At 44.4% G+C, this 12,997-nt stretch carries 14 protein-coding genes; 10 read left to right on the top strand and 4 right to left on the bottom strand.

Annotated features, from left to right (window positions below):
• Positions 1-276: 276 nt before the first annotated feature.
• Positions 277-834 (top strand): hypothetical protein, encoded by a 558-nt coding sequence (locus tag ACFFJH_RS08895; RefSeq protein ID WP_390211766.1) that lies wholly within the window; start codon positions 277-279, stop codon positions 832-834.
• Between the two features lie 88 nt (positions 835-922).
• Positions 923-1,264, top strand: a complete 342-nt coding sequence (locus ACFFJH_RS08890) for a YciI family protein (protein ID WP_390211765.1) — start codon at positions 923-925, stop codon at positions 1,262-1,264.
• 86 nt (positions 1,265-1,350) lie between these two features.
• Here the strand turns inward: ACFFJH_RS08890 and ACFFJH_RS08885 are convergent, their stop codons facing one another.
• The gene (locus ACFFJH_RS08885; RefSeq protein ID WP_390211764.1) at positions 1,351-2,745 is read right to left on the bottom strand and encodes a hypothetical protein; all 1,395 of its coding nucleotides are present in this window, start codon (positions 2,743-2,745) and stop codon (positions 1,351-1,353) included.
• Positions 2,746-3,074: 329 nt separating this feature from the next.
• Between ACFFJH_RS08885 and ACFFJH_RS08880 the strand changes: the two genes are divergently transcribed.
• From ACFFJH_RS08880 to ACFFJH_RS08870, 3 genes are all read left to right on the top strand, one after another.
• Positions 3,075-4,196, top strand: coding sequence for a DUF4214 domain-containing protein (locus ACFFJH_RS08880; RefSeq protein ID WP_390211763.1), 1,122 nt, complete (start codon positions 3,075-3,077; stop codon positions 4,194-4,196).
• 359 nt (positions 4,197-4,555) lie between these two features.
• Positions 4,556-4,756: a hypothetical protein gene (locus ACFFJH_RS08875; protein ID WP_390211762.1), complete on the top strand. Its 201-nt coding sequence runs from the start codon at positions 4,556-4,558 to the stop codon at positions 4,754-4,756.
• A 160-nt stretch (positions 4,757-4,916) separates the two neighbouring features.
• Complete coding sequence (locus tag ACFFJH_RS08870) at positions 4,917-5,303, top strand: glutaredoxin family protein (protein WP_390211761.1); 387 nt, start codon at positions 4,917-4,919, stop codon at positions 5,301-5,303.
• Positions 5,304-5,345: 42 nt separating this feature from the next.
• On the opposite strand, the gene ACFFJH_RS08865 is transcribed toward ACFFJH_RS08870, so the two are convergent.
• Complete coding sequence (locus tag ACFFJH_RS08865; RefSeq protein ID WP_390211760.1) at positions 5,346-6,875, bottom strand: amidohydrolase family protein; 1,530 nt, start codon at positions 6,873-6,875, stop codon at positions 5,346-5,348.
• Between the two features lie 225 nt (positions 6,876-7,100).
• Between ACFFJH_RS08865 and ACFFJH_RS08860 the strand changes: the two genes are divergently transcribed.
• From ACFFJH_RS08860 to ACFFJH_RS08850, 3 genes are read left to right on the top strand one after another with little or no spacing between them, the layout of a single operon-like run.
• Entirely contained in the window at positions 7,101-8,159 is a 1,059-nt protein-coding gene (locus ACFFJH_RS08860) for an AraC family transcriptional regulator (protein WP_390211758.1), read from the top strand.
• Positions 8,160-8,217: 58 nt separating this feature from the next.
• On the top strand, positions 8,218-9,018 hold the full coding sequence (locus ACFFJH_RS08855) for a hypothetical protein (RefSeq protein ID WP_390211757.1): 801 nt from the start codon (positions 8,218-8,220) through the stop codon (positions 9,016-9,018).
• Complete coding sequence (locus ACFFJH_RS08850; RefSeq protein WP_390211755.1) at positions 9,005-9,352, top strand: hypothetical protein; 348 nt, start codon at positions 9,005-9,007, stop codon at positions 9,350-9,352. The genes ACFFJH_RS08855 and ACFFJH_RS08850 overlap by 14 nt, the downstream gene beginning before the upstream one ends.
• Positions 9,353-9,455: 103 nt before the next feature.
• Here the strand turns inward: ACFFJH_RS08850 and ACFFJH_RS08845 are convergent, their stop codons facing one another.
• Together ACFFJH_RS08845 and ACFFJH_RS08840 are read right to left on the bottom strand one after the other, a co-directional pair.
• Positions 9,456-10,208, bottom strand: a complete 753-nt coding sequence (locus ACFFJH_RS08845; protein ID WP_390211754.1) for a hypothetical protein — start codon at positions 10,206-10,208, stop codon at positions 9,456-9,458.
• Positions 10,209-10,283: 75 nt separating this feature from the next.
• Positions 10,284-11,216, bottom strand: a complete 933-nt coding sequence (locus ACFFJH_RS08840) for a LysR family transcriptional regulator (protein ID WP_390211752.1) — start codon at positions 11,214-11,216, stop codon at positions 10,284-10,286.
• A 212-nt stretch (positions 11,217-11,428) separates the two neighbouring features.
• Between ACFFJH_RS08840 and ACFFJH_RS08835 the strand changes: the two genes are divergently transcribed.
• Positions 11,429-12,370 carry an NADP-dependent oxidoreductase gene (locus ACFFJH_RS08835; protein ID WP_390211751.1) on the top strand — a complete coding sequence of 314 codons (942 nt, stop codon included), beginning with the start codon at positions 11,429-11,431 and terminating at the stop codon, positions 12,368-12,370.
• A 229-nt stretch (positions 12,371-12,599) separates the two neighbouring features.
• Positions 12,600-12,995, top strand: a complete 396-nt coding sequence (locus tag ACFFJH_RS08830) for a VOC family protein (RefSeq protein ID WP_390211749.1) — start codon at positions 12,600-12,602, stop codon at positions 12,993-12,995.
• Positions 12,996-12,997: the final 2 nt, after the last annotated feature.

Here is a 12,997-nt window from a genome sequence, read left to right as displayed (position 1 = left end):
GCACAGTCCGTTATTCTCCAACAATCGCCTAAACCACCTTGTACACAACATCGAGAAACTAACACATGGTCGCTATGCGATATGAAGAAGAATTGAAGCGTTCTCGACACAAATCTTTAAGCGCCGCGCTTGCAGCGACAAGACTTCGCATGGCACATTACCAATTACAAAAAAAATTTCAATAAATATGTCAAATCCTCGTAATTTTTGTGAGTGTATTTGATTCTTGCTTAGACTTTTTTCGCAGCTCGGCTCAACTCATTTCGGAACATATCCATGCACATCCATTTCACAAAACTAATTTGCAGCTCAATTTTGGGGGCTGCTTTATGCCTATCCAACTTTTGTGTAGGTGCCGAAAACCCCGCTACTGCGTCTCAGATAATCAAAAAGATTGAGGGCGTTTATAAAAACAGATTTGAAAACGGGCTGGTCTCAGGGGAACAGTATCAATCTGAAGACATCATTGAAATCGTGCCTTATTCAACAGATTCCCTATATTTTCGAATATCACTACAGTTTTATAATGGGCACTCATGCGGCATATACGGTATTGCAAAATATCGCGATAACGGGTTTATTTATAAAAGCGGTGACGAACAAACCTGTACATTAAAAATATCCTCCGACGAGAACGCTTTACGAATTACAGATAGACTAACTCCAAGCTCAGCATCCACTTGCAGCACCTATTGCGGAGCGCGTGGAAGTCTAAGCAACTACGATATCGGCATCGCTAAAAAAAGAAAAATTCGCTATATGCCGATTATCCTGAAGTCGAGGCAATACACCGAGGCCGTAGACGAACATAAGAAACAAGCTAACTCAAAATAAACGCAATTCTACGTAACTGTATTCTCGCAAAAATACGAACTCAGGTACGTACTCACCATCAACTTGATCACTTCCAAAAACTTTCATCATGGCCAAATACTTAATCTCATTTCCAGCCGCCGCAATGCAAGTACCAGAGCATGAATTAGCGCAAGTCGGCCATGATGCGCATGCCGTGATTGAAGAAGCGAAAGCGGCTGGCGTGTATGTATTTGCCGGCGGCATTGATGAGAGCATTGCCCCTACTTTGGTTGCCGCCGATGGCAAGGTCACGGCGGGTGGTTATACTTGGGCACCTGAGCTCAATGGTGGCTTCACGGTATTGGAATTGGCGACGCGTGAGGAAGCGATTGCTTGGGCGACACGTATCGCTAAGGCGTGTCGCTGCAATCAAGAATTACGGGTGTTTGGACTTGATACGCAATCATAAATCTTCGCTTGATATAACGTGGTGCTGGTAGCTCAATAATTGCGCAAAGTAACGACTGAGCTACCGAGTAATCGCGCAATAGGACACTACCGCACAGGAAATCTGCGGATAGCAGCAGAAATCAATTTCAACTCTGCCGTCGTTGTTGGACCGTTGCAAAAGCTTTGGTATCGATGCATAAGTTGGTAAAAGTAGTGGGTATCTTCACTTCTAGAAAAAGGCTTACCACCGGCGCCTTTGGTAGCACCAATACCTACTGCAGCGAGAACATTACCGATGGCAGCGCGCATTTCGATAATGCCATCCGGCATACTTTCCTCCAAGAGCGTTTGTCGACGCCAAAACGCTAGACAGTTTTGTCTGGTGAGTAAGGAGGTTATATCTCGTCTAATCGCATCGTGATAAACCTTGAAGGTTTCACCTGTAGCGACATTGCCCGCTGTTAAGGCAGGTACTCGATCAAACGTCCCGTATCGGGAAGTATCATCAGTAGGTGCTGGTCCGCTAGCGTATTTAGTCACCTCAAGTCTATCACCGACCTCGTTATCATCGTGATTGGCTTGAACAAAACCAGCGCTACCATTCCGAATGAAGAATTCAGGCCGAGTCAAATCTTTGCCTACATTGGCTTCTAGCGTCACCGCAGCACCACCTTGTTGCGCCACGACCGTGGCGGCATGCCAGCCGCATCCTCCCTGAACACCCTCTTGAGGATCAAAAATATGACGCATCATATCGCCGACTTCCATCTCTGGATAATTATCAACATGCTGAGAAATTTGTTCTGTTAGCTCGCCCACGCCGCCATTTAACCGCGCCTTTTTGCGAGCGATCAAGTTGTAGAGTGCGGTTGCAAATGCGCCGCAATCATTCTTGCCCATGATGCCGATTCGAGGATTTTCAATCGCGTTGTCATCGTGGCGTGTTTCGATCTGCGCTTTAAATAGGGCCACCGCTTGGCGCTTTCCGGTCTCACCTAAACCGAGAAATGTCTGTTTTTGCTGATTCGAAAAAAAGGCGACATTAGGCTGCCAAGCATGAACATCACGCCCCTGGCCCGCATCGTCATGTTCAGCGGATTGGGTATATAACTCTGTTGGCTCTGGCGGTGCCGCATGCGTGTCACTGTATAACAAGTGTCTCGCGGCTTGGTTGATTACATAGGAGGGAGCCTCAGCATCGCTGCGCTCAAATGTCGTTGAGTCAATATTGCGTTGTACTACGCCTCTACCAGCTCCATCATTTGAACTGATATTTTGCCGCACAGTTTGATGTCCAGATGCCATACAAGCAGCCAAAGTCTTTAATTGCCTCGCGTGTGCGCTACCCTCCATCATCGCCATCTTGGCTTTAAATTGCATGGCGATCGGTTTATTAAAAACTTCGAGGTACGAATCAGCTACGAGAGAATATCCAGAGACGAACTGTCCAGTTTGCCGATTGCTCTCATTTTTATGCTGCGCATGTAGTGGAGTTTTCATGATCTTAAGGCCATAGAGAGCATAGAGACGCCATTGATATATGTCGAATGATTCTACAAAATTGATTGTATGCCTTTTTGCTACCTATGCTACCTAAGCTACCTCCTGTTTTAAAATCAAATCTCATCGTCGTAACGCTAGCGCATTTAATCTTTTTTAACAATCCTGTCATCGCATTTCAAAATACCTGCGTTAAATCCACAAGAGGTAACCGCGGATTGTCTCTCCTTTTTTAAATACATCATGTAACTAACATTGACAGACTGGCTCGAACGCCAATTTGTTATTCGTGATGTGTTTCATTTTTAAAGAATCAATGGAGAGTTTTTATGGCATACGTCAACGGTGATGGTAGTTATTTTGATGAGAGATCAATTGGTATCGACTCTACGGGTCTCAGTTCAAGCTTTAAAGTTCAACGTGGCATGGTGTCTTTCGGAAAATTATCTGCCAACGATTTAACTGACTGGTACCAGCTCAATCTGGATGGCCCTGGAAATTATTCCATCATTATTTCTACCGATGTGACCAATAACTATAGCGCGTCGAATGATTGGCGCGAAAATTACAGTGGGATCAAAGTCGTTATTACTGATAGCTATGGCGTGCCATTAAGTGGTATCGATACTAGCTTTGCGAATCTCAGTACCGATGGTCGTATTAGTTTTGACTATAAGGGCGATTATTCACACGGCGACTACTTTGTAAAAGTTATCAACATGTCGTATGCGGCTACAGACTATGTGATTGGTTTGCAGGCGAGTAGTGTGGCGGGGTTAAATGTACACGGCACCTATGCTTACGACTATCTGCGCGGCAGCACTGGCGACGATAATATTTACGCTTATGCCGGTAACGACACCATTAAAAATGGACCAGGTAACGATTATATTAATGGTGGCAGCGGCTTAGATTTTCTGATCATGTCAGGTAAGATCGACGAGTATTCGATAAGCGGCAGCCTGAATAATTTTGTCATCAAAGATAAGCTCGGTGATGATGGCGTAGATACAGTTTCTCAAGTTGAACGTCTGTTATTTGATGACTACGCACTGGCGTTTGATCTTGATGGCGCTGCTGGTCAGGCATATCGTTTATACCAAGCGGCATTTAATCGTCAACCCGATTTAAAAGGCTTGGGCTATTGGATAGATAAGATGGACGATGGCATGAGTTTGACCAAAGTTGCCAATGAATTTTATCGGTCAAATGAGTTTCAAACCAAGTACGGCAGCTATCTGAGTAACAGCACATTTATTACTAACTTATATGAAAACGTCTTGCATCGCGCACCCGATGTAGGTGGTTTTGATTATTGGAATAGTAAATTAAGTAGTGGCTCCTTTTCTCGCGCCGAAGTGCTCGCTAGTTTCAGTGAGAGTGCTGAAAATCAAGCGCAAATTATTGGGCAGATTCAGAATGGGATTGAGTATATTGAGTGGGGAACTTGATAGCTAAGGTCTGCAATTCTTAACTTCTAAGACATCGCTTAACTTCAACATTCCTGAGATCAGATTTTTTAATCTGCGAACAGGAATGTTTTTTCGTCATTGAGCGCTAACGTTTCACTTCCGTCATATCAATTTATTCTTATCTGTAAACTAGTCACCCAGTAATTTCAGTAACATTTCCAACTTGCACTAGCAAAATCACCCAAGTGTAAATTAGTTTCCATCGTAATTTCATTCATACCATACAGTTATTTTCCGAATAGCGGGCTGATTATAGAGCTTCTATCCTTTTGGCGACGTAGTAAATACAGAATACTTCGTCGGGGGTAAATTAATTTATTTTTACAAAAGGAGATTTTATGAAACGACTACTATTCGCTTTGGCATGCTCCATCGGTATTGGGATGGCGTTCTCAGCAAATGCGATCAATAACTCTGGTTGCTTAGCTGGTTGTGGTAAGAGCTATGCTAAATGCAAAGAAAATGCCAAAACGCCACAAAAACTGCAAGCTTGCAATGCCGCCCGCTCCAACTGTACAAAAAATTGCAACAACCCATAATAAAAATCACGGAGTATTTTCTTGCGAGTCGTATGCGATTTTAACTCGTGCTAAATCATCCTCAAGTTTTTAGAGGATGATTTCTTCGCCATCAATTACTAGATCCAAATATCGCTTTGCACGAAAAAATCCTACGTACTATTCCACCGATTAATACAAGATGAAGATTACCCATTTTTTTAAACAAAGTCTGGTCTTTATTCTGACAATATTGTTTGGCTTTGCTCTCGGATATGCAGCGATCAACTTCAAGAATCTATCCCAAAAATCTTATGTTGAAGGAAATTACTCTGAATTTTATGCTGGAACAAAATCACAAATAATCTTATATGGAACTGCTGCGTGCCCTTACTGCAAAGAAGCGCGCAACTATTTTCAAAACAAAAACATCTTCTTTATCGACTACGATGTCAATACACATGAAAAGGGTCAAAAAGATTTTGAAAAATTAGATGGAGACATAGTCCCCCTCATTCTGATTGGCAAGCGAAAAATTTCCGGCTTTAATCCTAATGCGATTGACGATGCGCTCAATGTGCTAAAGTAAAATTTCATTTAGTTTCTACCGGATCAGCGACCGCACCCACATTTAATTACGTTTGGCAGATAAAGTCGCACGTTGATGTACTTTCCCCCGCAAAATGACCTGCTCTATCGTATCGTAGGCACGCACATCCCGAAGTGGATTGGCCGACAGTAATAATAGATCGGCTTGCTTGCCTACTTCCACGCTGCCTATACTTTTTTCTAGTCCTAATGCACGTGCGTTTTTCATCGTTAAAGCATGAAATAATTCTGGTAAGCTCATGCCTGCTTCCAACCATCGATCCATTTCCCAGCGGCCATTAACACCCGGAAATTGCGTATAAAACGGACCGCTAGGTGTGTCGCTGCCAAACATTATGTGTGCCCCCTTTTGATGTAAAGCACTCGTCATACGACGTACCGTGGAGAGCGGTTTTTGGTACATGGTTTTTACAGCCTGATACAACTCGGTCGGTGTTTTTGTGGCGGGTTCAAAGTCTTCCGCCAAAATATTTTTCATCCACTGCCCTGCTTCGGTTTGATACCACGCCATCAATTGCTGAGGAATCGCGTGAGCGACCAAAGGATTCTTAAAGAAATCAGGATTTAAAACTTCATGCTCACCGTATAAAACCTGCATCGTTGGTTGCACCGAAATGTTCGCTTTGGTAATTTCATCGGCAATCTGTGTGAGCCGCATTTGATTGGCAAATTGCTCTACATTTTTGGCTTCATGCCACATCCCGTGCACCAGCGTTGTAATACCCGTTTTTAAAGCAAACTCATATGAATCCTGAGAATTACCATGTAAATACACTGGCATATTCAAACGCTTCGCTTGTTGGGCAACATCCTGTATCAATTCAACTGAAGGTACGGGCAAATTCTTTTTCGCGCCAAATCCGGTTTCATAAAACACTTTGATGCAACTCGCGCCATCTTGCTTAGCGGCGGTCACCACCGCTTGCGGCGTGTGCACGTCAACGTTAAAGTTGGTCGGATAGACATTTGGCTGCGCAGGGTCGAACAACATATACTTAGTTGCTGGCACCTGAAACTGCAAATCTTTATCCATCCATGAGGCTGGATAGCCGTTGGGAATGGTCACTGGTGTACAGAAATACGCCTGCGGCCCAGCGGGCTGTGCATTCCATTTCGCAATAAATTTAGCATCGCCAGTCAAATCCAATACGGTCGTAAAACCAAAATAAGCATAACTACGCGGCATCTGTAGACGTGCTTCTCGTAACATCGCCTCATCTTTCGGCTCATCTCCCGCATAGCCCGGTACGCCGTCGAGATGGACATGAGTATCAATCAGACCAGGAATCAAAAATCGACCACGCCCATCGATTTGAGATGTCGCTCGGTCTACTTTTTTATTCAGATTCGGTGCAATCGCCTGAATCTTGCCATCGCGGATCAACACATCGGTGGCTTTGGACACTTGTGTTTGCTGATCGCTAGCGCTGTTAATAATACGTACCTGTTTGATGAGTAAGCTGTCCGCATGAGCCATCGATGTAAATGCAGATAACAACAAACCAGTAGTAAGAAGATAAGATGGTGAGACGAAGTAGTTAGACAACATCATGAAACCCTTTTAGGTTAAACAGGACTTCAGTTTGCTCATTCCGAGCGCACTTTTCGACCTAAAACACGATGAAGGACGGCAAAAAACCGGTTTTAGCACCTTCTAGCAGGATTTCACACCTATTTAATTGCCAAATATTTATCAAATCACGCGAACCTTCAGGAATCGGCAAATCACCCCAGCATTTTATAAATCAAAGTCACAACATCGTTTATGATGACAAACATGCCATCTATCATCAGTCACCTACAAATCGCCAACGCAGTGTTGTGCTTATTATTAGCCGCGCAAATGCTAGCCATGACCGCCATGCGCCCTATTCCCAAACGACTTTTGGGGTTCAACTACTTGCTTTATGCGCACCAAAGTATTGCTCTCACCGCGATACTCAACGGTTACACGACGGTCTTTGCCTTCACCCGACCTTTGTTTGCTATGTTGCTTGGCCCTTGCCTGTACGTGTATTTCATATGCGTGCGCCGACCAGATGCCAACTTCAACAAAAGTGAGTTATGGCATTTTGGACTCGGTGCCGCGACCATCATCGTACTTACTCAAATCAAACCACTCAGAGCTTTCATCGATATCGCCATCATCGCTAGCTTTGTCATCTATACATCAATGATCACATTGCAAATGCGAACTGGCCAGCAAGCACTTGCTCACCTCGGCGGCTATGCTGTTTCGGCATATCGCTGGTTAATAAGCCTGATGCTGCTAGCTTTGGTCAACATCTTATTAGAAATCGCGGTCAATCTGGAAATGCAAACTGGCGTTACTTTACGCGACTCAATTTCTCTTCTTGTCGCCAGTATTGCGTTTTTCGCGATCAATGCTAGCATCATGCTGGCAGCACTCAAACGCAGCGATTGGCTGGAATGGATGTATCAATTTGGCGAACAAACCTTACAAGTCACCGCACCCAACATTGCGCCCGAGGTAGCACAACAACTGTTTCAGCGCTGGGAAAATCTGGTCAAATCCGAACAACTACACAAACAAGAATTCGGCATCACGCTACCGCAAGCCGCCAAAAAACTGCAAGTCCCAGCACGTCAGCTATCGAATGCGATCAACCAAGTTTACGGCAAAAGTTTTTCAGTTTATCTGAATGACCAGCGTATCCATGAAGCACAACGCCTGTTAATCGAAGCACCGGAAATGACGATAATTGAGGTCATGCAAGAATCGGGATTTAGTAGTAAATCGAATTTTAATAAAGAGTTTTTGCGGGTAACGGGTTTGTCGCCCTCGGGATTTCGGGAAGAGCACATAAGCAAGTAACTAGCAGCAAATACATAAGCGCAATTTCAAGTAATCTAATTTACCTCAGCAAAATAAAATGAAAAAATTTCTCCAATGCTTCTTTCTCCTGCTATACATAATTACCTTAGCAGGATGCAGCAAGGATGATTTGATGCAAAGATTCGCTCCCGCAGAGGACCAGGCATTTGCGAAAAGAACTCTCGTTCTGCTCAAACAAAAAAAGTTTGAAGATATTGAGAAGATGATTGATCCTAGCATCAAAGAAGCGAATCTGAGAAATTCACTAATAGAAATGTCTGCCTTGCTACCTATCGAGGAGCCAACAAAAATTAAGCTGATCGGAGCGCAACAACATTTTTCGAATAATCAATCCAGCACCAACCTGACCTATGAATTCACCTATCCAGGCAAATGGATCATCGTGAATGTTGCGCTGAAAAAAAGTGCAGATGTGATCAGTATTATTGGCTTCCACGTGAATCCACAAAGCACATCCATCGAAGAGCAAGCCAAATTTTCGTTTACTGGAAAATCCGCAATCCAGTACCTTATTTTTGTCTTAGCAATTATTTTCCCTATCGTAACGATAGTGGCGCTAATCATCTGTATCAGAATGAAATTAAAAGGAAGGAAATGGCCATGGGTCATATTCATTTTAATCGGTTTATGTAACCTCTCCATGAACTGGACTACTGGCGAGATCAGCTTTGCAACTTTCGCATTGCAAATGTTCAGTGCTTCGGCTAAAGCGGCATTTTATGGACCTTGGAACATCTCGATATCACTTCCATTAGGCGCAGTGTGCTTCTTGATATTTAGGAAGAATCATGCGGCTGAAGCGATAGAGCCGCAGGCAATGGTGCATGAATCAAATTAAGTCCTTTCCTATGAAAAAGTCTGTTCTACTTGGATCCCTCATAGCGCTAAGCTGGCCAAGAACGGCTATGGCTAGTGGTGGCGAAGTGCTTGCTTTGCTTTTGCTTGAAGCTGGCTTATTTATCGCGGTGCTGGCGGGACTGCTAGTTTTCCGCTTGGGTCTGAAGCGCTCAACAATCATTTTTTCTCTCTATCTGTTGAGTTTATTTGCCTCTATCTATATTACTGGCCAAATGCGGTATTTGGACAATTTGATCTTGATTAATACTATCTGCATTGGAGTACCTTTACTGGTCTGGATAATTAGTCTGAACTATTTCTTGCGACAAAAATAAAGAAATCAGTAGGTGATACTCAAACTCATATCACCAAAATATTATGTCGAGATACAAATCAGCTCAGTTTTTTTCACCCATAATTAATTTTCGATCAAAGCATTCACGCCCCCAAATGCAGAAATTTCGGCACATGTAATAAACCACCCCAGCCCAATAACAAAATCAGACTCAAAACAAATAGGCCAAACGCGCCATTGGGGCGCAACACGCCCAGGTAGCTGATGACCACGGTCGTGGTATTTTTCTTAGCCTCGCTCATACTCCGCCAGTGTTGGATAATTTTCAGCACGCTGGCAATTCCTGAGCCGACGGATAGCGAAAGCAGGGCAATTCTAAACACCGTGAGCAAGTCGATTTGATCGAGTGAAACTTGTTTGTACAAAAAACCAAGGACTGCCATACACAATGCAGCACCTATAGAAATCGCAGCATTGGTGTACATGGTTTTGCGACTACGAATTGCGGCTTCTTCTAATTCTTGCCGCAACATTTGGGTTTTATCATTGATCAGATTTGAGGTTTCATCTTTCAATGCTGAGATGCGTTGATCGAGCATATCGCCCATTTGAACGGTGGCAAATTCTATTAGTTCTTTGATGTCGTCCTTGGTGATGGAGCGATGATTATGCACTTCAGACGATAAGCGATCTATGCTTTCATTGAGTTGTTTGCCGGCGTTGGCTACCACTTGATTCAAACTACTGCTGGCTCTATCAACGACTTGATCTAGGTGCTCACTCGCCATCGCAATGGATTCACTGAGCATAGGCTTCACGGTGTTTTCTGACACACGCACCATAGCATTTTCGATTTGGCCAAGTTCATTACTGAGGTCTGCTTTCCAGATTGCCATGCGGTTTCCTTTGAGTGTTGTCACTGCTTAAGCGTCACTGCTTAAGTGTAATTACTAGATAATCTTCACGACTAGCTAGCTATTTTTTGCCGAAATTTCTTCCAATACAAAATCCACAAAAGCTCGTACAGTGGCTGACATCATACGATTTTGTGGATAGATCATAGAATAAGGGCGGATTTGGCCGCGCGTGTAATCTTGCATAATTTCAACTAGACGTCCTTGTCGCACGTCTTCTTCCACGATATATTGAAAGCTTTGACAAATCCCGCCACCACTTTTCGCCAGACTGACGCAGCCTAAGACATCGTCAGTCACACTGATATTGGATGTGAAGGCATATTCTCGTTCTTGCCCCTGCTCAGTCACTAGCCAAGGAAAAGGTCGCCCCGAACTTGGCAGCAAAAATTGCAAACAACGATGCTGATGAAGATCGTCTGGCGTCTGCGGCGTTCCGTACTGCGCAAGGTAACTCGGTGAAGCAAAAATACCGCGTTTCGCATCCTCTAATTTGCGCGCCACCAAACGTGAGTCTTCCGGCACGCCGAGACGAATCGCAATGTCATAGCCATCTTCTACAAAATCAATATTGCGGTTAGCGATATTAAATTCAATCTTGATGCGCGGATAACGTTCAAAAAAACGCGGCATGATAGGCAGCAGGCGATAATGGCTATAGGTAGTCGGTGCACTGATGCGCAAGATGCCGCTGGGATCACTGTGTTTGCCACTCAGGCTACGTTCCGTTTCACGTATTTGTGTCAAGGCCTGTGTGCATTGTTCAAAGTACAGTTGGCCTTCACTGGTCAGGCGAATGTGCCTCGTAGTGCGGGCGAATAATTTAACTTGCAGACGCGTTTCAAGACGTGCGATAGAGCGGCTTACCGCCGCGGGAGTTAGACCCAAAGTCTGCGCCGCCAAGGTAAAACTACTCAACTCAGCCGCCTTGCAAAATAACTCTATCGAGCCTAGTTGTACTGGATCAAAATCACGGGTAATGCGTGCCATAGGTTGTTCACTTATTTGCTCAGTTATTTGCTCAGTTATTTGCTCACTTATTTGCTAAGTCACTTTCCCCACTAATTACGCAGTGTAACAAATAATGTGAATTACAGCTCATTTATCAAATCAAAAGTTAGGCGTAGACTGTTTTCATCGTGAATTGATCTTCACTTTCAATTTCACTCAACCTGATTATTTATCCTTGGAAGGAAAACCTCATGCAAAGCACTCAGAAAGCCGTTCGTATTCATCAATTTGGTAAGGCCGATGTATTGGTTTACGAAGACGCACCTATGCCTGTCATTCAAGCCGATGACGTACTGGTCAAAATTCACGCCAGCAGCATCAATCCTGTCGATTGGAAAGTACGCGAAGGCTATTTGAAAGATATGATTCCGCACACATTTCCACTCACTTTGGGATGGGATTTCGCGGGTGAAATCGTGGCTGTCGGCAGTAATGTCAGTGACTGGAAAGTCGGTTCCGCGGTCTATGCACGTCCCGATATAGGACGCGACGGTGCGTATGCCGAATACATCGCCGTGCGTGCCAGTGAAATAGCAGTTAAACCGGCCAGTATCAATTGGCAAGAAGCCGCCGCCGTACCGCTGGTCGCACTGACCGCGTGGCAGGCATTATATGAAGGCGCTAACATACAAGCAGGTGAGCGCGTACTGATCCATGCTGGCGCTGGCGGTGTCGGTACTTTCGCGATTCAATTGGCTAAATTACGCGGTGCTCATGTCATCACGACCACCTCAACAAAAAATGTAGAGTTAGTCAAAGCCTTGGGTGCGGATGAAATCATCGATTACACGCAAAGCGACTTTGCGAGCTTGCGCGATATTGATGTGGTATTCGATACCATGGGTGGTGAGATTCAAGATCAATCTTGGCAAACTTTAAAACGTGGTGGTCGTTTGGTCTCTATCATTTCACCACCTTCAGCAGAAGCTGCAGCGCAAGTCGGTGCTACTCCGCTATTTTGCTTCGTACAACCGAGCGCGACACAATTACAAGCTTTGGCTGAATTGATTGATGCCGGCAAAATCCGAATCATCATCGACAGTGTGTTCGCGCTCAAAGACATCGCTGCCGCACATGCAAAGAGTGAATCAGGTAGAACACGCGGCAAGATTGTGATACAAGTTAGTGAGTAAATGCACGTGGTAAGTTCATGCAGCAAACTCTGTACAATGAGTTTAATTTTTGACGTGCAGAGCGATTTGAGGAAATCCGTATCCAACTAACCCAAACACCCTTACCTCATCCTCTCTCCCGCTCGCGGGCGAGAGGATTTTTATTTTCAGTTAATAGGGCTATGAGTTAATCTTAACTACAACAATCTTAACCGCAGCAATCTCAACTACAGCAATTTCAATCAAAACCATGACTAGCAAAACCACCATCGCCAACATCGCCTTTCTGGTTCGCGACTACGACGAGGCACTCGATTATTTCACCAAAGTGCTACGCTTCGAACTACTTGAGGATCGTCAAATAAATTCTGATAAGCGCTGGTTAGTGGTAGCGCCAGCGGGCTCGACTGGCGCAAAACTCCTACTAGCCAAAGCATCTACCCCAGAGCAAATGGCCCATGTCGGCGACCAAACTGGTGGTCGGGTATTTTTGTTTTTAGAGACCGACGACTTCTGGGAAACCCATGCACACCTGCAATCGCATGGCGTGACATTTACCGAACAGCCTCGTGAAGAAGCCTATGGAACCGTCGTCGTATTCTTGGATTTATATGGAAATAAATGGGATTTGATTGGACGCCGTTAAGC

Source organism: Affinundibacterium danionis, from assembly GCF_042432465.1.
Classification (GTDB): domain Bacteria; phylum Pseudomonadota; class Gammaproteobacteria; order Burkholderiales; family Burkholderiaceae_D; genus Undibacterium; species Undibacterium danionis.
Note: the sequence above shows the minus strand (reverse complement) of the source record. Positions and strands in the feature narration are given on the sequence as shown.

Bases quoted from the DNA above. Each gene is read 5' to 3' on its own strand.
- ACFFJH_RS08895 (WP_390211766.1), top strand. From the start codon at position 277: ATGCACATCCATTTCACAAAACTAATTTGCAGCTCAATTTTGGGGGCT.
- ACFFJH_RS08890 (WP_390211765.1), top strand. From the start codon at position 923: ATGGCCAAATACTTAATCTCATTTCCAGCCGCCGCAATGCAAGTACCA.
- ACFFJH_RS08885 (WP_390211764.1), bottom strand. From the start codon at position 2,745: ATGAAAACTCCACTACATGCGCAGCATAAAAATGAGAGCAATCGGCAA.
- ACFFJH_RS08880 (WP_390211763.1), top strand. From the start codon at position 3,075: ATGGCATACGTCAACGGTGATGGTAGTTATTTTGATGAGAGATCAATT.
- ACFFJH_RS08875 (WP_390211762.1), top strand. From the start codon at position 4,556: ATGAAACGACTACTATTCGCTTTGGCATGCTCCATCGGTATTGGGATG.
- ACFFJH_RS08870 (WP_390211761.1), top strand. From the start codon at position 4,917: ATGAAGATTACCCATTTTTTTAAACAAAGTCTGGTCTTTATTCTGACA.
- ACFFJH_RS08865 (WP_390211760.1), bottom strand. From the start codon at position 6,875: ATGATGTTGTCTAACTACTTCGTCTCACCATCTTATCTTCTTACTACT.
- ACFFJH_RS08860 (WP_390211758.1), top strand. From the start codon at position 7,101: ATGCCATCTATCATCAGTCACCTACAAATCGCCAACGCAGTGTTGTGC.
- ACFFJH_RS08855 (WP_390211757.1), top strand. From the start codon at position 8,218: ATGAAAAAATTTCTCCAATGCTTCTTTCTCCTGCTATACATAATTACC.
- ACFFJH_RS08850 (WP_390211755.1), top strand. From the start codon at position 9,005: ATGAATCAAATTAAGTCCTTTCCTATGAAAAAGTCTGTTCTACTTGGA.
- ACFFJH_RS08845 (WP_390211754.1), bottom strand. From the start codon at position 10,208: ATGGCAATCTGGAAAGCAGACCTCAGTAATGAACTTGGCCAAATCGAA.
- ACFFJH_RS08840 (WP_390211752.1), bottom strand. From the start codon at position 11,216: ATGGCACGCATTACCCGTGATTTTGATCCAGTACAACTAGGCTCGATA.
- ACFFJH_RS08835 (WP_390211751.1), top strand. From the start codon at position 11,429: ATGCAAAGCACTCAGAAAGCCGTTCGTATTCATCAATTTGGTAAGGCC.
- ACFFJH_RS08830 (WP_390211749.1), top strand. From the start codon at position 12,600: ATGACTAGCAAAACCACCATCGCCAACATCGCCTTTCTGGTTCGCGAC.